The sequence below is a fragment of the Streptomyces spinosus genome, from assembly GCF_020400655.1.
GTDB classification, from domain to species: domain Bacteria; phylum Actinomycetota; class Actinomycetes; order Streptomycetales; family Streptomycetaceae; genus Streptomyces; species Streptomyces argyrophylli.
The window spans coordinates 387888-408154 of record NZ_JAINRC010000005.1 but is presented as its reverse complement, the minus strand read 5'-3'; the positions used below and the strand labels follow the sequence as shown (position 1 = coordinate 408154).

Annotated in this window: 16 protein-coding genes; 11 read left to right on the top strand and 5 right to left on the bottom strand. The window is 72.3% G+C overall.

Annotated features, from left to right (window positions below; translation table 11 throughout):
- The 4 genes from LG395_RS13035 to LG395_RS13020 form a co-directional block, all read left to right on the top strand.
- On the top strand, positions 1-420 hold a 420-nt coding region (locus LG395_RS13035), incomplete at its 5' end, for an alpha-glucosidase C-terminal domain-containing protein (protein WP_181140416.1).
- Positions 421-517: 97 nt separating this feature from the next.
- Positions 518-1912: a maltokinase N-terminal cap-like domain-containing protein gene (locus LG395_RS13030; protein ID WP_225809447.1), complete on the top strand. Its 1395-nt coding sequence runs from the start codon at positions 518-520 to the stop codon at positions 1910-1912.
- Entirely contained in the window at positions 1909-4368 is a 2460-nt protein-coding gene (gene glgB / locus LG395_RS13025) for a 1,4-alpha-glucan branching enzyme (protein WP_225809446.1), read from the top strand. The genes LG395_RS13030 and glgB overlap by 4 nt, the downstream gene beginning before the upstream one ends.
- 102 nt (positions 4369-4470) lie before the next feature.
- On the top strand, positions 4471-5319 hold the full coding sequence (locus LG395_RS13020) for a hypothetical protein (RefSeq protein ID WP_225809445.1): 849 nt from the start codon (positions 4471-4473) through the stop codon (positions 5317-5319).
- On the opposite strand, the gene LG395_RS13015 is transcribed toward LG395_RS13020, so the two are convergent.
- From LG395_RS13015 to LG395_RS13005, 3 genes are all read right to left on the bottom strand, one after another.
- Positions 5306-7546 carry a HelD family protein gene (locus LG395_RS13015; RefSeq protein ID WP_225809463.1) on the bottom strand — a complete coding sequence of 747 codons (2241 nt, stop codon included), beginning with the start codon at positions 7544-7546 and terminating at the stop codon, positions 5306-5308. The two genes, LG395_RS13020 and LG395_RS13015, sit on opposite strands and share 14 nt — an antisense overlap.
- A gap of 169 nt (positions 7547-7715) precedes the next feature.
- Positions 7716-8489, bottom strand: coding sequence for a DUF2127 domain-containing protein (locus LG395_RS13010; protein WP_225809444.1), 774 nt, complete (start codon positions 8487-8489; stop codon positions 7716-7718).
- 126 nt (positions 8490-8615) lie between these two features.
- A complete protein-coding gene (locus tag LG395_RS13005; protein ID WP_225809443.1) occupies positions 8616-10289 on the bottom strand; it encodes an MFS transporter in 1674 nt (557 codons plus the stop codon).
- A gap of 138 nt (positions 10290-10427) precedes the next feature.
- Here LG395_RS13005 and LG395_RS13000 point away from each other — a divergent pair, with 138 nt between their 5' ends.
- Complete coding sequence (locus LG395_RS13000; protein ID WP_225809442.1) at positions 10428-11042, top strand: TetR/AcrR family transcriptional regulator; 615 nt, start codon at positions 10428-10430, stop codon at positions 11040-11042.
- A 132-nt stretch (positions 11043-11174) separates the two neighbouring features.
- Here the strand turns inward: LG395_RS13000 and LG395_RS12995 are convergent, their stop codons facing one another.
- On the bottom strand, positions 11175-12563 hold the full coding sequence (locus LG395_RS12995; protein WP_308071242.1) for a cation:dicarboxylate symporter family transporter: 1389 nt from the start codon (positions 12561-12563) through the stop codon (positions 11175-11177).
- 154 nt (positions 12564-12717) lie between these two features.
- On the opposite strand from LG395_RS12995, the gene LG395_RS12990 reads away from it, so the two are divergent.
- The 6 genes from LG395_RS12990 to LG395_RS12965 all read left to right on the top strand — a co-directional run bounded on the left by LG395_RS12990 (position 12718) and on the right by LG395_RS12965 (position 19158).
- Positions 12718-14337 carry a sensor histidine kinase gene (locus tag LG395_RS12990; RefSeq protein ID WP_225809441.1) on the top strand — a complete coding sequence of 540 codons (1620 nt, stop codon included), beginning with the start codon at positions 12718-12720 and terminating at the stop codon, positions 14335-14337.
- Complete coding sequence (locus tag LG395_RS12985; protein ID WP_171152697.1) at positions 14334-15029, top strand: response regulator; 696 nt, start codon at positions 14334-14336, stop codon at positions 15027-15029. The genes LG395_RS12990 and LG395_RS12985 overlap by 4 nt, the downstream gene beginning before the upstream one ends.
- 246 nt (positions 15030-15275) lie before the next feature.
- Positions 15276-16661, top strand: coding sequence for an extracellular solute-binding protein (locus tag LG395_RS12980; RefSeq protein ID WP_171152709.1), 1386 nt, complete (start codon positions 15276-15278; stop codon positions 16659-16661).
- The gene (locus LG395_RS12975) at positions 16658-17521 is read left to right on the top strand and encodes a carbohydrate ABC transporter permease (protein WP_171152711.1); all 864 of its coding nucleotides are present in this window, start codon (positions 16658-16660) and stop codon (positions 17519-17521) included. Before LG395_RS12980 ends, LG395_RS12975 begins: the two co-directional genes overlap by 4 nt.
- Positions 17521-18348, top strand: a complete 828-nt coding sequence (locus LG395_RS12970; protein ID WP_225809440.1) for a carbohydrate ABC transporter permease — start codon at positions 17521-17523, stop codon at positions 18346-18348. Before LG395_RS12975 ends, LG395_RS12970 begins: the two co-directional genes overlap by 1 nt.
- A 120-nt stretch (positions 18349-18468) precedes the next feature.
- Positions 18469-19158, top strand: coding sequence for an XRE family transcriptional regulator (locus tag LG395_RS12965; protein ID WP_225809439.1), 690 nt, complete (start codon positions 18469-18471; stop codon positions 19156-19158).
- On the opposite strand, the gene LG395_RS12960 is transcribed toward LG395_RS12965, so the two are convergent.
- Positions 19155-20180 carry an ATP-dependent 6-phosphofructokinase gene (locus tag LG395_RS12960; protein ID WP_171152717.1) on the bottom strand — a complete coding sequence of 342 codons (1026 nt, stop codon included), beginning with the start codon at positions 20178-20180 and terminating at the stop codon, positions 19155-19157. The genes LG395_RS12965 and LG395_RS12960 overlap by 4 nt on opposite strands.
- Positions 20181-20267: the final 87 nt, after the last annotated feature.

Below are 20267 nucleotides of genomic sequence, written 5' to 3'. Positions count from 1 at the left end.
TCCTGTGACCCGGGACGCCTGTTCCTGCCCGCGATCATGGACCCGGTCTACGGCTACCAGGTCACCAATGTCGAGGCGTCCATGGCCTCGCCGTCGAGCCTGCTGCACTGGACGCGCCGCATGATCGAGATCCGCAAGCAGAACCCCGCCTTCGGACTGGGGTCCTACACCGAGCTGCCGTCGTCGAACCCGGCGGTGCTCGCCTTCCTGCGCGAGTACGAGGACGACCTCGTGCTGTGCGTCCACAACTTCTCCCGCTTCGCCCAGCCCACGGAGCTGGACCTGAGCCGGTTCGGCGGGCGGCACCCCGTCGAGCTGTTCGGCGGGGTCCGGTTCCCGGCGATCGGCGAGCTGCCGTACCTGCTCACCCTCGCGGGACACGGCTTCTACTGGTTCCGGCTGCGCAGGGAACCCGTATAGCGCGGGCCCGGGTGGGGCGCCGCGGCGTTTCCACCGCCCCACCCGGGGCACGCATCAGTAACCCCCCGACGCCCCCCGGGGAAAGGACGTGACGCCCATGGTGGAAACGGTCACCTCTTCCGGCACCACCAGTACCCTTCTCGCCTCGCTCGACCCCCTGCTGCGCGCCTGGCTGCCCCGGCAGCGCTGGTTCGCGGGCAAGGGCCGTCCGGTCACCGGGTTCACCCCCGTGTCCGTCACCGAACTGCTGCCGCCCGACGGCCGGCTGGGCCTCTACCACCTGCTGGTGCGCGTCCACCAGGCCGCCGTACCCGGAGCCCCGCCGCACCCCGGCGACTGCTACCAGCTCCTCATAGGCGTGCGCGAGGCGCTGCCGCCCCGGCTGGCGCCCGCGCTGATCGGACATGTGACCGAGGGCCCGCTCGTCGGACGCACGGTGTACGACGCCCTGCACGACACCCGGCCCGCCGAAGTGCTCCTGGAGGCCCTGCGCACCCAGGCCCGCGTCGGCGGGCTGCGTTTCGAGCGGGACCCGGCGCAGGAGATCCGGGCCGGCCTCGTGGCCCGGCTGATGACCGCGGAACAGTCCAACTCGTCCGTGGTCTACGGAGATACGTTTATTCTGAAGCTGTTGCGCCGGGTGGTGCCCGGCGTCAACCCCGATCTGGAGCTCCCGCTCGCCCTGGCCCGCGAGGGCTGCCCGAGGGTGCCCGCGCCGACGGCCTGGCTGCACGCCGAGGTGGCGGCGGACACCTACGTCCTGGCCGTGCTCCAGCCGTACGTGAGCGGCGCCTCCGACGGCTGGGAGCTGGCGCTGCGCGAGCTGGCCAAGGGCGAGGACTTCGCCACCGAGGCCCGTGCCCTGGGCCGGGCCACCGCCGAGGTGCACACCGCGCTCGCCCGGGCCCTGCCGACGGTCACCCTCGGCCACGCCCAGCTGGAGTCAATGGTCGACGGCATGACCGGGCGGCTGGCGGCGGCCGTGCAGGCGGTACCGGCGCTGCGTCCGTACGAGCGCGGGCTGCGCTCGGCGTACGAGGCGCTCGGCACACTCGCCGCCGAGGGCCGCACCTGGACCGCCCAGCGCGTCCACGGCGATCTGCACCTCGGCCAGTGCCTGCGCTCGCCGTCCGGCGCCTGGTCGCTGATCGACTTCGAGGGCGAACCGGCCCGGCCGCTGGCCGAGCGGCGCATGCCGCAGCCACCGGTGCGGGACATCGCGGGGATGCTCCGCTCCTTCGACTACGCGGCCCACTCGGCGACCCCGCCCGCCCCGGACTGGGCGCACACCTGCCGGGCCGCCTACTGCTCCGGATACGCGGAGGTGGCGGGCCGCGATCCGCGTACCGACCCGGTGATGCTGCGGGCCTACGAGACCGACAAGGCGGTCTACGAGGTCGTCTACGAGGCCCGGCACCGGCCCGACTGGCTCCCCGTACCGCTGAGCGCGGTGCGCCGCCTCGCCCTGCCCGACCAGGAGGCTCGTCCGTGACCCCCAAGGGACACAAGGAATCCAAGGCCCACAAGGAAGCCAAGGCCAAGAAGGAGTCCGCGGCCAGGAAGAAGGCCGCCGCCAGGAAGCCGCCCGCGCAGGAGGTCCCCGCGCAGGCGCCGGCCCCCGGCGCGGAGGTACCCGCGCAGGCCCCGCCCGCGGAGGTCCCGGCGCAGGCCCCCGCGGTGGAACCGCCCTCGCAGGCCCCCGCGGTGGTGGTGCCCGCGCAGGTCCCCGCGCCGGCGCCGGCCCCCGTCGTGGAGGTCGCCGTGTCCCCGGCCGTCGACGCCGGCGACCGCGCGCGGCTGCTGCACGGCACCCACCACGATCCGCACTCCGTGCTGGGCGCGCACCCGGTGCCGGGCGGCGTGGCCTTCCGCGCGTTCCGCCCGCACGCGCGGGCGGTCACCGTGGTCTCGGGCGAGCTGCGGGCGGAGCTGCACGACGACGGCGACGGCTTCTTCTCCGGCCTGCTCCCGCTCACCGAGGTCCCCGCCTACCGGCTGCTGGTGACGTACGACGGCACGGTCCACGAGACCGAGGACGCCTACCGCTTCCTGCCCACCCTCGGCGAGCTGGACCTGCATCTGATCGGCGAGGGCCGGCACGAGCAGCTGTGGCAGGCGCTCGGCGCGCACGTCACCACCCACCAGGGCGTCACCGGGACCCGGTTCGCGGTGTGGGCGCCGAACGCGCGGGGCGTGCGGGTCACCGGCGGGTTCAACTTCTGGGACGGCACCGGCTTCCCGATGCGCTCGCTCGGCGGCACCGGGGTCTGGGAGCTGTTCGTGCCGGGGATCGGCGAGGGCGAGCTGTACAAGTTCGAGATCACCCGCCCGGACGGCTCGCGCACCCTGCGCGCCGACCCGCTGGCCCGCCGTACCGAGGTCCCGCCCGCCACCTCCTCGGTCGTGCACGCCTCGCACCACGAGTGGGGTGACGCCGAGTGGCTGGCGCACCGGGCGGACACCCCGGTGCACGAGGCCCCCTTCTCGGTGTACGAGGTGCACCTGCCGTCCTGGCGGCCCGGACTGACCTACCGCCGGCTGGCCGAACAGCTCCCGGCGTACGTGAAGGAGATGGGCTTCACCCACGTGGAGCTGATGCCGGTCGCCGAGCACCCCTTCGGCGGCTCCTGGGGCTACCAGGTCACCGGGTTCTACGCGCCGACGGCCCGGCTCGGCACCCCCGACGACTTCAAGTACCTGGTGGACAAGCTGCACCAGGCGGGCATCGGGGTGCTGATGGACTGGGTGCCGGCGCACTTCCCGCGCGACGACTGGGCGCTCGCGGAGTTCGACGGGCGTCCGCTGTACGAGCACCACGACCCGCTGCGGGCCGCCCATCCCGACTGGGGCACGCTGGAGTTCGACTTCGGCCGGCGCGAGGTGCGCAACTTCCTCGTCGCGAACGCGGTGTACTGGTGCGAGGAGTTCCACATCGACGGGCTGCGCGTGGACGCGGTCGCCTCGATGCTCTACCTGGACTACTCGCGCGAGCCGGGCCAGTGGACGCCGAACAAGCACGGTGGCCGGGAGAACCTGGACGCGGTGGCGTTCCTCCAGGAGATGAACGCCACCGTCTACCGGCGCTGCCCGGGTGTGGTGACCGTCGCGGAGGAGTCCACGGCCTGGGACGGTGTCACCCGGCCCACCCACCACAAGGGCCCGAGCGGCTTCGGCGGGCTCGGCTTCGGACTGAAGTGGAACATGGGCTGGATGCACGACTCGCTGCAGTACATGAGCCACGACCCCGTGCACCGCGCGTACCACCACCACGAGATGACGTTCTCGATGGTGTACGCCTACAGCGAGAACTACGTCCTGCCGATCTCCCACGACGAGGTCGTCCACGGCAAGCGGTCCCTGGTGTCGAAGATGCCCGGCGACTGGTGGCAACAGCGCGCCGACCTGCGCGCCTACCTCGGTTTCATGTGGGCCCACCCCGGCAAGCAACTCCTCTTCATGGGACAGGAGTTCGCCCAGGGCGCCGAGTGGTCCGAGGCGCACGGCCCCGACTGGTGGCTGCTCGACCCGGCCTACGGCGCCGAGGCGGACCACCGGGGTGTGCGGGACCTCGTCCGGGACCTGAACGCCGTGTACCGGGCGACCCCGGCGCTGTGGCAGCGGGACACCGACCCGGCGGGCTTCGAGTGGATCACCGGGGACGCGGCGGACGACAACGTCTTCGCGTTCCTGCGCCACGACGCCGAGGGCACCCCGCTGCTCGCGGTCACCCACCTGGCCCCGGTGGTCCGCCACGACTACCGCCTCGGGGTGCCGGAGGAGGTGCCGGCCTGGGTGGAGGTCCTCAACACCGACGCGGCCCGCTACGGCGGCGGCGACGTCACCCGCCCGGACGTCGTCAAGCCCGAGGCCCAGCCCTGGCACGGCCGCCCGGCGAGCATCCGGCTGACCCTGCCCCCGCTGGCGACGGTGTGGCTGCGCCCGGCCTGACCGGGTGACGCGCGCCCTATAGTGGCCGCACGTCTTCGGCGGAGCACGGGGGGACTGAGGTACGTGCGGTACTGCGGAGCACTGACGGCCCTGCTGTGTGCCGTGGCCGCTCTCCTGCTGAGCGGCTGCGGCACCCAGGTGGCGGGACGGGGCGGAGGAGCGTCCCCCACGGAGACCGGGCCCGTCCCGTGGACCCTCGGTGAGCCGTCCCGGGTCACCGCCGCCCGGATCGGCGCCGACCACCGCACGCTGAGCATCGACGTGGACGTGCCCAGCGGGGAGCACGCCTGCGTGCGGAACCTCAAGGCGGTCGACACCGACGCCGAGTACGGCGCCGTGCCGGGCACCGTCCACGTACAGGTCACCTTCACCTCCCCGTCCGGTGACCGGCGCAGCGGGTGCGTCGAGGAGACGACGGCCACGGCCCGGGTCCGGCTGCCCGAGCCGCTGGGCGGGCGGAAGCTGGTGGTCGACAACCGCACGGTCTTCACCGCCGACGGCGCGAAGCCGCCCGCCCTGCGGATGTGCGGCGAACTGGGCTGCCACCCGCCGGCCACCGGCTGCACCCCCGCCTCCTACGACCAGGCGCTGCTCGCGGCCGGCGCGCCCATGCACACCTACCGGGACGCCGAGCACTGCGACGGCAGGTGGCTGGTCCTGGACTTCTCCTGGCGCACCGGCCCGGCGTGCGGCTCCGACGACGGCGGCCCCGCCTGCTCCTCCCGGCTGGGCGACCGCTGGTTCTTCCGGGCGGCACCCTCCGGCTGGAAACCGGTCTTCGAGAGCGCTGCCGGGGGCTGCGGGGCGGTCCGCCGCCAGGTCCCGCGGTTCCCGGTCGCGCTGTGCGCGGAGCTGGCCCCGCTGTCCGCCGCGCTGCACCCGACCCGCCCGCCGGCGCCGGCCTCACCGACGGCCGGTGCAGGCTCCGCCCCGGCCGCTACGGCGCGGTGACGCCCGTGGCGAGCCCCTCCGGGAGTCCGCCCGTGTAGAGGACCCCGAGCCGCTGGGTGGCCCGGGTCAGGGCGACGTAGAGGTCGCTCGTGCCGTAGGCGCCCGGCTCCACCACCAGGACGGAGTCGAACTCCAGGCCCTTGGACTGCCGGGGGTCGAGCAGGACGACCGTCCGCGTCAGGTCGGGCTCGGCGCCGGCCGTGACGCCGTCCAGGCGGGCGGCGAGGGCGCGGTGCAGTTCGCGCGGGGCGATCACCGCGAGCCGGCCCTCCGCCGGGGTGAGCTCGGCGACCGCCTTGGCGACCGCGCCGGGCAGGTCGTCGGTGACCTGCCGCACCCAGGGGCGCTCACCGGTGGAGCGGACGGAGCTGGGCGGTGCGAAGTCCGGGTTCCCGGCGCGGACGACGGCCGCCGCCAGGTCCATGATCTCCGCCGGGGTGCGGTAGTTGACGCCCAGGCGGGTGTGCTCCCAGCGGTCCTCGACGTAGGGCGTGAGGATGTCCTCCCAGGAGCCGACGCCGGCCGCCTCGGCCGTCTGGGCGGGGTCGCCGACCAGGGTCATCGAGCGGGTCGGGCTGCGGCGCATCAGCAGCCGCCAGGCCATCGGCGACAGTTCCTGCGCCTCGTCCACGATGATGTGCCCGAACGCCCAGGTGCGGTCGGCTGCGGCCCGCTCGGCGGCGCTGCGGTGGTCGGCCTCCTCGTGCCGCTCGGCGAACCGCTCGGCGTCGATGATGTGGTGCGCGGACAGGACCTCGGAGGCGTCCGGGTCGTCCTCCTCCTTGTCCTCGAACTCGTAGGTCCGCGAGGCGTACGAGACGTCCAGGACGCCCTGGGCGTAGGCCACCTGCGTCTCGCGCTCGCGATCGGCGCGGGCGCGTGCCACCCGGTCGTCCTCGCCGAGGAGTTCGGCCGCCTCGTCCAGCAGGGGCACGTCGGCGACGGTCCAGGCGCGGGTCACCGGGCGGCGGATCGCGTCGGCGTCCTCCTTCGGCAGGTAGCCGTCGGGCTCGGCGAGGAAGTCGGCGACCAGCCGCTGCGGGGTGATCCGCGGCCAGAGCTGGTCGACGGCGTCCCAGACCTCGGGGTTCTCGGCGAGTTCGTCGCGGATCTGGGTGATGTCGGAGGCGTCGAGCAGGCTGCTGCCGTCGTAGGGGTCGGTGCCCACGCGCTCGGCGTACAGCTCGGTGAGGGTGTTGAGGATGTGCCCCTCGAAGTACTCGCGGGCGGCGTTGTGGGGCAGCTTGGCGGCGCGGGTGCGCTCGCGGGCGACGTTGACCAGGCCGTCGTCCAGCATGAGGACCTCGCGGTCGTGTTCGATCGCGATGACCGGGTCGGGCAGGGCCTGCCGGTCGCGTACGACGGCGGCGAGCACGTCGGCCATGCCGGCGCGGCCCTTGACGGCGGCGGCCTCGGGGGTGTCGGCGGCGGTGGCCTTCACCCCGGGGAACAGCTCGCCGACCGTGGCCAGCAGCACCCCGGTCTCGCCGAGGGAGGGCAGCACCTCGCCGATGTAGCCGAGGAAGGCCGGGTTCGGGCCGACGATGAGGACCGCGCGGCGGGCCAGCAGTTCCCGGTGCTCGTACAGCAGGTAGGCCGCGCGGTGCAGGGCGACCGCGGTCTTGCCGGTGCCGGGGCCGCCCTCCACGACCAGCACGCCCCGGTGGGGTGCCCGGATGATGCGGTCCTGGTCGGCCTGGATGGTCTGCACGATGTCGCTCATCCGGCCGGTGCGGGCCGAGTTCAGCGCGGCCAGCAGGACGGCGTCGCCGCTCGGGTCCTCGTGCCCGGTGCGGGTGGCGTCGCCGAGGTCGAGGATCTCGTCGTGCAGGGAGGTGACGGTCCGGCCCTCGGAGGCGATGTGCCGGCGGCGGCGCAGGCCCATCGGGGTGTGGCCGGTGGCCAGGTAGAAGGGGCGGGCGACGTCGGCCCGCCAGTCGATGAGGACCGGGGTGCGCTCGGCGTCGTCCTCGCGCAGCCCGATCCGGCCGATGTGGTGCTTCCTGCCGTCGGCGAGGTCGATCCGGCCGAAGCAGAGCGAGCCGTCGACGGCGTTCAGCGCGGCGAGCAGCCCCGAGCGCTCGGCGACCAGGATGTCCCGCTCCAGCCGGGCCTGCATGGGCTTGTCGCCCTGGGCGAGCGCGTCGGCGACGGAGGTCTCGGCCTCGCCGCGCAGCACGTCCACGCGCGCGTACAGTCCGTCGATGAATTCCTGCTCGTGCCGGATTTCATCGTCTGGAAAGTCGGTGTTTGACAATTCCGCTCCCGCCCGGATATAGTGTGGTCACTGAATTACTTCGGGACTTCCTCGAAACGAAGTCACGAATCGTTGAATATACGCACAGCAATCCCCCGAGCGCAATTGCTCAGGGGATTTTTTGATGGGCGGGCCGGGTCTACAGCGGTGCGTGCGCCACGCCCGCCGAGTCCTCCACCTCCATCAGCGAGGCACTGTGCCGTTCCTCGTCGAACGCGCGGCGCCCGCCGCGCAGTCCGAAAAGCCGCTTGGTCAGGGCGATGTACAGGACCGCGAGGACGTTCAGCACGAGCGTGGCGATCTTCAGCCAGCTGACGTGCTCGGTGAGTTCGTAGATCTCCAGCGGCAGGAAGGCGGCCGTCGCGACCACCGTCAGGTATTCCGCCCAGCGTTTGGCGTACCAGAGGCCGACCGCCTCGATCAGTTCGATCAGCGCGTAGGCCAGCAGCAGTCCGGCGACCAGCACCAGGGTGGAGTGCCGGTAGCCGAACGCCTTCTGCACGGAACCGACGACCGGCGAGTGGTCCAGGTCGTAGTGGAAGTGCCGGAACACCGGCCGGAAGACGTCCAGGTACTCGTCGAACAGGCGGCGCACCGCGTCCTGGCTGTTGCTGAACTTCCACACCGCGACCGCGACCAGCACGATGAACACTCCGCGCACGGCACGCTCGACGGCGAGGAAGCGCAGGACGAACAGGTCCCGGAGCACCGTGCCGCGCGGCACCAGCGGCGCGTCGGCGGCAGGCCCCGAGCCGTGCGGCTCGCCGAGCACGAAGTCACCGCAGCGCAGGCACCGCCAGACGTCCCCGAGCGCGGTCCGCGCGTGCAGCCGGACGCGCAGCCGGGGATCGTCCGGCGCGTAGGTCACATGGCCCTTGCGCGCGCAGGTCCGCCGGTCCCAGTCGATCTTCATTCCCCCATGCCTCCGCACTCGTATGGACACCACCCGTACGGACGCCGTACACGAACGTGCCGTTCCGGTTGACCCGGAACGGCACGGACGAGTTGCCCCGGAACGGCACGGGCGGGGGGGAGGCGGTCACTCGGCCGCGCTGTCCACCAGCTCCCTCTCCTCGGTCGCGGCCTGCGCGGCACCGGCCTCGCGGCCCGGCAGCAGGACGGCCACCAGGACGGTGCCGATACCGAGGATCACCGCCCCGACCAGACTGGTGTGGGCGACCGCGTCGGAGAAGGCGGAGCCCACCGCGTCGGCCATCTGCCGGGCACCGGCGGCCAGCTCACCGGCCTGCTGCTTGAGCTGCGCGGCCTGCTGCGGGTCGCCCGCCTGCTGGGCCCGGGCGGCGGCCTGCTGCGCCTTCTCGCCGATGCCCTGCGCGACGGCGTACCCGGCGCCGACCGAGTCCCGCGCGGTGTCCAGGGCGCTCGCCGGGAGCCCGCTGCCGGCGGTGGCGTCGGACAGGTGGTCGCCGTAGGACGTGGCGAGCAGCGAGCCGAGGATGGCGATGCCGAGCGAGCCGCCCAGTTCCAGCGAGGTGTCGTTGACGGCGCCGCCGACGCCCAGCTCGGACTCCGGGAACGCGCCCATGATGGCGTCGGTGCAGGGCGAGAGGGCGAGGCCGATGGCCAGGCCCAGGATGAGCAGGGGCGCCACGAAGTCGCCGTAGCCGGAGCCGGCGTCCACCCGGGTGAGCAGGGCGAGGGCGGTCGTACCGCCGGCCATGCCCGCGCCGACGGTCCACTTCATGCCGACGCGCGGGGTGAGCCAGCCGGTCAGGGCCGAGCCCGCGAAGACGGCGCCGGCGAGCGGCAGCATGCGCACACCGGTCTGCAGGGCGTCGTAGCCGAGGACGAACTGCAGGTGCTGGGTGAGGTAGTAGAAGGCGCCGAAGACGGCGAGGAAGAACAGGGCGACGGCGAGGTTGGAGCCGGCGAACCGGCGGCCGGTGAAGCGGCGCACGTCCAGGATCGGGCGCGGGTGGCGCAGCTCCCACAGCACGAAGGCGACCAGGCCGGCGCCCGCGACCACCGCCGCCGCGACGGCCTTGGCGCCCCAGCCGAAGTGCGGACCCTCGATGATCATGTAGACGAGCGCGCCGGTCCACAGCACCGACAGCAGTCCGCCGACGTAGTCGATGCGGTCGTGGTGGCCGGCCCGCGAGGGCGGGACGAGGACGAGGGCGCCGACGATCGCGACGGCCGCGACGGGCACGTTGATCAGGAAGGTCGAGGACCAGCCGTGGCCGCGCAGCAGGGCACCGGCGACGACCGGTCCGGCGGCGATGGCGAGCCCGGCGGTGGCGGTCCACAGCGTGATCGCCTTGGCCCGCTCGGCGCGCGGGAAGGTGGCGGCCAGCAGGGAGAGCGTGGCGGGCATGATCAGCGCGGCGCCGACGCCCATCACGGCCCGGGCCGCGATGACGGTGGCCGCGCTGCCGGCGAGGTACCCGAAGACGGCCCCGCCGCCGAACACCAGCAGACCGAGGACGAGCGCCCCGCGCCGGCTGTACTTGTCGCCGATGGCGCCGAGCAGCAGCATCAGCGCCGCGTAGGGCACGGTGTAGCCGTCGATCACCCACTGCAGGTCGGCGCTGGAGAGCCCGAGGTCCCGGGTCATGTCGGGCGCCGCGACCGTGAGGGCGGTGTTCGCCATCACGATGATCAGCAGGCTGAGGCAGAGCACCAGCAGCGCCCACCACCGCCGGGCGTAGGGGCGGTCCGTCCTCTCGACCGGTTCGGTCATGACGAGTCGCATGGCAGGGGTCGCCTTCCTCGGGTACGCGACAGGACTTGCACAGCGCCGTGCAATTGCACAACAATGTGCAATGTACGACGCTGCACAACACTGTGCAAGTCGACCGGAAGACGCCCGGCAAACCTCCGGGGAGGCACAATGACCGCCATGACCACGGGTAACACCAGCCGCGCCGACGCCAACCGGCGCCGCATCCTCGACGTCGCCCTCGCCGAACTGCTGCGTGATCCGGACGCCTCCATGGACCAGATCGCACGCGCGGCCGGGGTCGTCCGACGGACGGTCTACGGCCACTTCCCCAGCCGTGAGGCGCTGATCAGCACCCTGGTCGACGGGGCCGTCGACGCACTGGCGGACGCGGACTCCCGGGCCTGCGCCGGCGTGACCGACCCGGCGGAGACGGTGGCCCGCTCGGTGCTCGCCCTGTGGCCGGTCGCCGACCGCTACCGGCTGCTGATCGCGCTCGCCCAGCGCACCGTCACCGTGCAGGGCATCCGCGAACGCCTCGCGCCCCTGCGCGAGAACAAGATCCGGCTCCTCCAGCGCGGCCTGGACGAAGGCGTCTTCAGCTCCCCGCTGCCCGCGCCGGCCCTCGCGTACGTGCACGAGCAGATGCTGTTCGCGGTGATGGAGGCGGTGAACGACGGACTCCTGGCAGCACAGGAGGCGGGCCGCTCCGCCACGGTCGCCGTCCTGACCGCGGCGGGCGTGCCCGCCTCACGGGCCACCGAGCTGGTGGCCGGGGTGTCGTAGGAGGAGCAGCTCCCGGAGCCGCAGGAGGGAGCCGGGCGGCCGGGTACGGGGGAGCCTCGGCCGCCCGGCGGCGGTACCCGGACGCCCGGCCCGGGTTCAGGCGGGGCCGGACGTCCGGAACTACAGGATGGATCAGGCCTTGGCGAGTTCCTTCTCGCCGTCCTCCCGGGGCTCGGCAACCTCCCGCACCCCGGCCCCGCCCTCGTCCAGCAGCGTGGTCTCGTCGAACGGCAGCTCGCCGGCCAGCACCCGCCGCACCCGGACCGTGTCGATCTCCTTGGTCCACGTGCCGACCAGCACCGTCGCGACCGCGTTGCCCGCGAAGTTCGTCAGCGCCCGTGCCTCGCTCATGAACCGGTCGATGCCGACGATCAGCCCGACCCCGTCCACCAGCGCCGGCTTGTGCGACTGCAGACCGCCGGCCAGGGTGGCGAGGCCCGCGCCGCTGACGCCGGCCGCGCCCTTCGAGGCCAGCAGCAGGAACAGCAGCAGCGGGATCTGCTCGCCGACCGACATCGGCGTACCCAGCGCGTCCGCGATGTACAGCGACGCCATGGTCATGTAGATCATCGTGCCGTCGAGGTTGAACGAGTACCCGGTCGGCACGGTGATGCCGACGACCGGCCGGCTGACGCCCAGGTGCTCCATCTTCGCGATCAGACGCGGCAGCGCGGACTCCGACGACGAGGTCGACAGGATCAGCAGGAACTCCCGGGCCAGGTACTTGCACAGGGAGAAGACGTTCAGGCCCGCGACGACCCGCAGCAGCGCGCCGAGCACGACGAAGACGAACAGGAAGCAGGTGACGTAGAAGCCGAGCATCAGCACGGCGAGGCTCTTGAGCGCGTCGACGCCGGCCGAACCGACCACCGCCGCGATGGCGCCGAACGCGCCGACCGGCGCGGCCCACATCACCATGGACAGGATGCGGAAGACGAGCCGCTGGATGTGCTCGATGCCGCGCAGCACCGGCTGTCCGGCCGAGCCCATGGCCTGGAGCGCGAACCCGGCGAGCAGGGCCACCAGCAGCGTCTGGAGCACCTGGCCCTCGGTGAAGGCGGAGACGAACGTGGTGGGGATGATCGACAGCACGAAGTCGACGGGCGGCAGCGCGTCCGGGGACACCTGGTCGTGCCCGGTCGCCTTGAGGGCGTTGGTGATGTGCAGCCCGTCGCCCGGGTGCAGCACGTTGCCGACGACGAGACCGATGGCGAGCGCGACGAGCGACATCACGAGGAAGTAGCCGAGGGCGATACCGCCGACGGCACCGACCTTGGCGGCCTTCCGTACCGATCCGATGCCGAGCACGATCGTGCAGAAGATGATCGGCGAGATCATCATCTTGATCAGGTTCACGAACCCGGTGCCCAGCGGCTTCAGCTCCACCGCGGCATCGGGCCAGATCAGGCCCACGCCGATGCCGAGCGCGACCGCCACGATGACGGCGATGTACAGGTAATGGGTCCGGTCCCGCTTCACACGGGGTGCGGCAGGTGCCGTATCGGGGGTGCTGGCGGCCACGACTGCCCTCCTTGACGTCTTCGTCGGCGAACAACCGGCGTGCGGCTCACGTCCGGGCGTTTCTGGGGAATGCCGTGACTATCTCCCGGCCTGTGAGGGCGGTCACCCTTCCGTTCATTTAGTTCACGCTCGACCGGAGAGGCACACTGCTGGCATGCGCCTCCCCACCCTCCCGCGGCCCCGGAGCCTGGCCGGCCAGCTGTTCGCCATGCAGGCCGTGCTGATAGCGGTGGTCGTGGCCGGGTACGCGCTGTTCACCTACGTCAGCGACCAGCGGCAGGCCGAGGACGCCGCCGCCCGGCAGGCCACGGCGGTGGCCCGGTCCATCGCCGACTCCCCCTCGGTCCGCGAGGCGATCCGCACCCCCGACCCCACGGCCCGGCTGGAGCCGTACGCCCTCCAGGTCATGCGGGACGCCAACGTCGACTTCGTGACGATCATGAACCCGTCCGGCATCCGCTGGACCCACCCCGACTGGAACGAGATCGGCAAACGCTTCCTCGGCAACATCGGCCCCGCCCAGCACGGGCGCACCTTCACCGAGACCTACACCGGCACGCTCGGCGCGTCCGTCCGCGCGGTGACCCCCATCTCGGACAACGGCCGCATCGTCGGCCTGGTGAGCGCCGGCATCAAGGTGGAGACGATCAGCGCCCGGGTCCAGGACCAGGTCACGGCCCTGCTCGGGGTGGCGGGCGTGGCCCTGCTGCTGGGCGCGGTCGGCACGTACGTGATCAACGCCCGGCTGCGCCGCCACACCCACGGCATGAACGCCACCGAGCTGAGCCGGATGCACGACTACCACCAGGCGGCGCTGCACGCCGTCCGCGAGGGGCTGCTGATGCTGGACGGCCGGTACCGGGTGGCGCTCATCAACGACGGCGGCCGGGACCTGCTGGGCGTCGGCCCCGAGGAGGAGGTGGTCGGCCGCTCGGTGGCCGACCTGGGACTGCCCGCCCCGCTGACGGGCGCCCTGCTGTCCTCCCAGCCCCGGGTGGACGAGGTGCACCTGACGGCGTCCGGGGTGCTGGTCGTCAACACGTCCCCGGTGTCGGGCGGCGAACACCGGGGCACGGTCGTCACGCTCCGGGACGTCACCGAACTCCAGTCGCTGATGGGTGAGCTGGACTCGGAGCGGGGCTTCACCCAGGCACTGCGCTCGCAGGCGCACGAGGCCGCGAACCGCCTGCACACGGTCGTCTCGCTGATCGAGCTGGGCCGGGCCGAGGAGGCTGTGGAGTTCGCCACGGCCGAGCTGGAACTGGCGCAGGCCCTGACCGACCAGGTGGTGGCGGCGGTCGGCGAGCCGGTGCTGGCCGCGCTGCTGCTCGGCAAGACCGCGCAGGCGAACGAGCGGGGCGTGGAACTCGTGGTGTCACCGGACAGCCGCCTGGACGACGGCCTGCTCCCGGACAGCCTGTCCGCCCGCGACCTGGTCACCATCCTGGGCAACCTGATCGACAACGCCGTGGACGCGGCGCAGGGCGGCGTGCGGGCCCGGGTGACCGTGACGGCGTACGCTACGGCCGCCGAAGTGGTGCTCCGGGTGTCGGACACCGGCCCGGGGGTCGACCCCGCCCACGCCGACCTGGTGTTCCAGCGGGGGTTCTCCACGAAGCCGGCCGAACCCGGCGGACGGGGACTCGGGCTGGCCCTGGTACGGCAGGCGGTCAACCGCCACGACGGCACGCTGACCGTGGCCGAGGCGGAGGAGGGCGGAGCGGTGTTCGAGGTGCGGTTGCCGTTGCGCGCGGCCACGGGCGGCGCCGCATGACGGACGAGCAGCAGCCCATCCGCGTCCTCGTCGTCGAGGACGACCCGGTGGCCGCCGACGCGCACGTGATGTACGTCGGCCGGGTGCCGGGGTTCGTCGCGGTCGGGAAGGCGCACACGGGGGCGGAGGCACGGCGCCTGCTGGACCGCACGCCGGTCGACCTGCTGCTGCTGGACCTGCACCTCCCCGACGTCCACGGCCTGCAACTGGCCCGGTCCCTGCGGGCGGCCGGGCACCACGCGGACGTCATAGCGGTGACCTCGGCGCGGGACCTGGCGGTGGTGCGGGAGGGCGTCTCGCTCGGGGTGGTCCAGTACGTCCTGAAGCCCTTCACTTTCGCGACGCTGAGGGACCGGCTGGTGCGCTACGCCGAGTTCCACGCGGCGGTGGGCGAGGCGAGCGGCCAGGACGAGGTCGACCGCGCCCTGGCGGCCCTGCGCGCCCCGACACCGGCGGCCCTGCCGAAGGGCCTGAGCGGGCCGACGCTGGAACGGGTGACGTCCGCGCTGCGGGAGTCGGCCGCGCAGGGCCTGACGGCGGCCGGGGTCGCCGAGGCGGTGGGCATCTCCCGCATCACCGCGCGCCGTTACCTGGAGCACCTGGTGGACGCGGGACGGGCCGGCCGGAGTCCGCTGTACGGGCAGGTGGGACGGCCGGAGCTGGTGTACCGGTGGGTGTCCCAGGGGCGGTGAGGGCGTAGGCGCGGACCCGGGCGGCTCGTTCGGGGGCGTCGGCGCGGGTGCGGGCGTCGGCGGCCCGGAAGTGGTGGGCGCGGGCTCCGGCCGTCTCCTGTGCGCGAGCGCACCCGGGCTGCCGGGGTCCGCCCCGCAACCCGCCGGGGATCAATCCCGCGCAGACACATTGACCTGACTAGACCACTCCTCTTACCTTCACACGGCAGTCATCTCCGCGCCACCCCCACGTGTGCTCAGGAGGTCATGCCCGTGCGTCCCACCGCCGCCCGCTCCCGCCGCCTCCCCCTCCTCCTCACCGCCGCTCTCGCCGCCACCGCCCTCAGCGCCTGCGGCAGCGGCTCCGGCAGCAGCCCGGACACGCTCAAGGTGTCGTACAAGCAGTCCACCGACAACTCGGTCAAGGTGATGGACACCTACCTCGCCGGGATCAAGAAGCAGTTCGAGCACGAGTACCCCGGCAAGAAGGTCGAGTTCGTGCCGATCAAGGCTCCGGACTCGGAGTACTACACCAAGCTCCAGCAGATGCTGCGCTCGCCGAGGACCGCTCCGGACCTGGTCTACGAGGACACCTTCCTCATCAACTCCGACATCACCAGCGGCTACCTGAAGCCGCTCGACTCCTACCTCGCCAAGTGGCCGGACTGGGGACAGTTCATCGGCACCGCGAAGGCGGCGGCCAAGGGGCAGGACGGGAAGACGTACGGCGTCCCGGACGGGACCGACACCCGCGGGCTCTGGTTCGACAAGCGGGTGTTCGGCAGGGCCGGGCTGCCGCCGGACTGGCAGCCGAAGACCTGGGACGACGTGCTCACCGCCGCCCGGACCATCAAGCGCAAGGTCCCCGGCGTGATCCCGCTCAACGTCTACACCGGCAAGCCGGCCGGTGAACGGGCCACCATGCAGGGCTTCGAGATGCTCCTGTACGGCACGGGCGACGGCACACAGGACCCGCTGTACGACAGCGGCAGCAAGAAGTGGATCACGGGGTCGCGGGCCTTCAGGGACTCCCTCCGCTTCGTGGAGACGGTCTACAAGGACAAGCTCGGCCCCGACGTCTCCGACGCCCTCGACCCGAACTTCAACACCACCGTCAACGGCGAACTGCTCCCCCAGGGCCGGATCGGCATCGCCCTCGACGGCTCCTGGCTGCCGCAGGCCTGGCTGCCGGGCAGCGGGCACGAGTGGCCGGACTGGTCGAAGCAGCTGGGACTCGCCGCCATGCCGACGCAGGCCGGGCAGGCGCCCGGCAAGGTGAGCATGTCCGGCGGCTGGACCTGGTCCATCCCGGCCAAGGCCGCCAACCCGGACCTCGCCTTCGACTTCGTCCGGACGATGCAGACGAAGGACAACGCCCGCAAGTGGTACATCGCCAACTCCGGGATCGCCGTGCGCAAGGACGTCGCCGCCGATCCGAAGTACGCCGGCGCCCAGCCCGGTATCAAGTTCTTCACCGATCTCGTCGCGAGCACCCACTACCGGCCCGCGTACCCGGCGTACCCGAAGGTGTCGACCGCCGTGCAGGAGGCCATGGAGGCGGTCACGACCGGTGACCTGTCCGTGGAGAAGGCGGCGAGCGCGTACGACGCCACGGTCGAGGACGTCACCGGCGGCCAAGTGGTCCGCAGGTGAGGCGCCGCAACCCGGCCGTCCGGGCGCTCCCGGTCGCCCCCGCCCTGGTCCTGCTGCTGCTGTTCCTCGCCGGGCCGATCGCCTACTGCGTCTGGATCGCCTTCACCGACCTCCAGCTGACCGGCCAGGCCCACTCCTCCTTCGTCGGCTTCGCCAACTTCCGCCGGGCGTTCCGGGACGACGCGTTCCTGAACGCCGTCCGGCTCACCCTGGTGTTCACGGTGCTGTCCTCGCTCGTCGGGCAGAACACGCTCGGACTGGCCCTGGCCGCGCTGATGAAACGCGCGTCCAAGCCCGTGCGCACCCTCACCGGCGGGGTCGTGGTCACCGCGTGGGTGCTGCCGGAGGTCGTCGCCGGGTTCCTGCTCTACGCCTTCTTCCGGCGCGAGGGCACTCTCAACGCGATCCTGGACTGGCTGCACCTGCCCCGCCAGAACTGGCTGTTCACGCTGCCGATCCTCGCGGTGTCCTTCGCCAACGTCTGGCGCGGGACGGCGTTCTCGATGCTGGTGTACTCCGCCGCCCTGGACGAGATCCCCGCCGAGATCACGGAGGCCGCCGAGGTGGACGGGGCCGGCGGCTGGCGGCGGCTGTGGCACATCACGCTGCCCATGATCCGGCGCTCCATCGGCACCAACCTCATGCTCAACACCCTCCAGACGCTCTCCGTCTTCGGGCTGATCTGGGTGATGACCCGGGGCGGGCCCGGCGACCGGAGCCAGACGCTGCCGCTGTTCATGTACGAACAGGCCTTCCAGAACAGCATGATCGGCTACGGCACGGCGGTCGCCCTGCTCCTGCTGGTCGTCGGCTCCCTGTTCTCCGTCGTCTATCTGCGGCTGCTGCGGACGGAGGTCTGATGGCCCGTAACCGCGTCTCGCGGCGGATCGCCGCCGACGTCTCGCTGCTGGCGGTGGCCGCCGCCTTCGCGCTGCCCCTCGCCTGGGTGCTGCTGTCCGCCGTGGACCCGCACGCCGGCCTGCGGGTCAAGATCCCCGACGGTCTCACCCTGGCCAACTTCGACGCCGTCCTGACCCCGGGCATCACCTACACCCCGCTGCTCAACAGCCTGATCCTGTGCGGGGGCGCCACGGCGCTGACCGTCGGCTGCGCCGCCCTCGCCGCGTATCCGCTGTCCCGCTTCCGGTCCCGGCTGAACCGGCCGTTCCTGCTGACGATCCTGTTCGCGACGAGCCTGCCGATCACGGCGGTCATGGTGCCCGTGTACGCCCTGTTCGTGCGGGTGAACCTCATCGACACCCTCCAGGGCACGATCCTCTTCTTCGCCGCCTCCCAACTGCCCTTCGCCATCTGGCTGATGAAGAACTTCATGGACGGCGTGCCGACGGAGCTGGAGGAGGCGGCCTGGACCGACGGGGCCTCGGCGGCGCAGTCCCTCGTCCGGATCGTGCTGCCGCTGATGGGGCCGGGGGTCGCCGTCGTGACCGTGTTCTCGTTCGTGATGATGTGGGGGAACTTCTTCGTCCCGTTCATGCTGCTGCTCACCCCGGATCAGATGCCGGCCTCCGTGAGCATCAACGACTTCTTCGGCAACCGGGGCATGGTGGCGTACGGCCAGCTCGCCGCGTTCTCGGTGCTCTACTCGACGCCGGTGATCCTCCTGTACGTCCTGGTGGCACGGCGGCTGGGCGGCGGGTTCGCGCTCGGCGGCGCGGTCAAGGGGTGAACCGCAAGGGGGGTCGCGTCCGCTGCGTGCCGATCGGCCGGAACTGTACGTTCCGACAATCCGTGGTCCTGGCGGAACTCACCGTAGCCATCCCGTCGGCGCGCCCCTAGCTTGTGCCGGGTGCACCAACCCTCAGCTCCTCCGTTCGACGCCCCGGCGGCCCGCCGGCTGCGCGCCGCGCTCGGCATGGGCCCCGAGCACGTCGCCCACGACATGTGGGCCCTGTACGGGCTGCCGCATGTCACACCCGATCTGGTGATCGCCTGGGAACGCGGTGCCGGCACCCCGGGCCATGCCGAACTGACCGCCCTCGCGGGCGTGCTGTGGTGCTCTCCGGGCGAACTCCTCGGCCGTCCGCGGACCCTGGCGGAGCATCGCATCGCCCGTGCCGTCGCGCCCGAGGACGTCGCCCGTGCCGTGGGCATGGACGTGCGCTCGTACCTGCGCATGGAGGAGAGCGGGCAGTGGCGGGGCAACGGCCGCCAGTCGGCCGCGCTCGCCCGGGCCCTCGACCTCGCCCTGCCCGACTTCCTCGCCGTCACCGGCCGCGAGGCCCGGCTCGCCGGCCTGCTGCGCAGCGCGGTGACCACCCGCTGGCAGGCCTACGTGCGGCCGGTGCGGAAGCTGGCCCCGGTCGGCACCGGCGTCCTCGAAGCGGTGCTCCGGGAACTGCACCAGGACTACCAGGGGCACATGGCCGCCACCCTCACCTGGGGTGGCGGCGGCACCGGCGCCGGGGAGTCCGGCCAGGAGTACCTCGAACGGATCGTGGACACCTTCTGGACGGCGGTGGAGAAGCAGACCGCCTAGAAGACCGACTCGGCCTCGTCCATCCGGTCCTTGGGCACCGTCTTCAGCTCGGTGACGGCCTCCGCCAGCGGCACCATCACGATGTCGGTGCCGCGCAGCGCGGTCATCTTGCCAAACTCGCCCCGGTGGGCGGCCTCGACGGCGTGCCAGCCGAAGCGGGTGGCGAGGACGCGGTCGTACGCGGTGGGGACACCGCCGCGCTGGACGTGACCGAGGATGACCGGCTTGGCCTCCTTGCCCAGGCGCCGCTCCAGCTCGTACGCCAGCGCGGTGCCGATGCCCTGGAAGCGCTCGTGGCCGTACTGGTCGATGTCGCCCTTGCCGTAGTCCATGGTGCCGTCCATGGGGTGGGCGCCCTCGGCGACGCAGATGACGGCGAACTTCTTGCCGCGGGCGAACCGCTCCTCGACCATCTTGACCAGATCGGCGGGGTCGAAGGGGCGCTCGGGCAGGCAGATGCCGTGGGCGCCGGCGGCCATGCCGGACTCCAGGGCGATCCAGCCGGCGTGCCGGCCCATGACCTCCACGACCATCACCCGCTGGTGGGATTCGGCGGTGGTCTTGAGGCGGTCCATGGCCTCCGTCGCCACGCCGACGGCCGTGTCGAAGCCGAAGGTGCGGTCGGTGGAGGAGATGTCGTTGTCGATGGTCTTGGGCACGCCGACGACCGGCAGACCGGCGTCGGAGAGCATCCGGGCGGCCGTCAGGGTGCCCTCGCCGCCGATCGGGATCAGCGCGTCGATGCCGAACTCCTCGACCATGTCGGCGGCGCCCTCGCACGCCTCGCGCAGCCGGTCGCGCTCCAGCCGCGAGGAGCCGAGGATGGTGCCGCCGCGGGCCAGGATGCCGCTGACCGCGTCCAGGTCGAGGGTGCGGTAGTGACGGTCGAGCAGACCCCGGTAGCCGTCCTCGAAGCCGATGACCTCGTCGCCGTACTGCGCCACCGCGCGGTGCACGACCGACCGGATCACGGCGTTCAGGCCGGGGCAGTCGCCGCCTGCGGTGAGAACTCCGATGCGCATCGTGCTGTGTCTCCTGCTCGCTGTCGTGTGCCGGTGAGCCGCTGTCGATTCTTTCACGTCCACCGGGCCAATGAGATCCTGACGGGC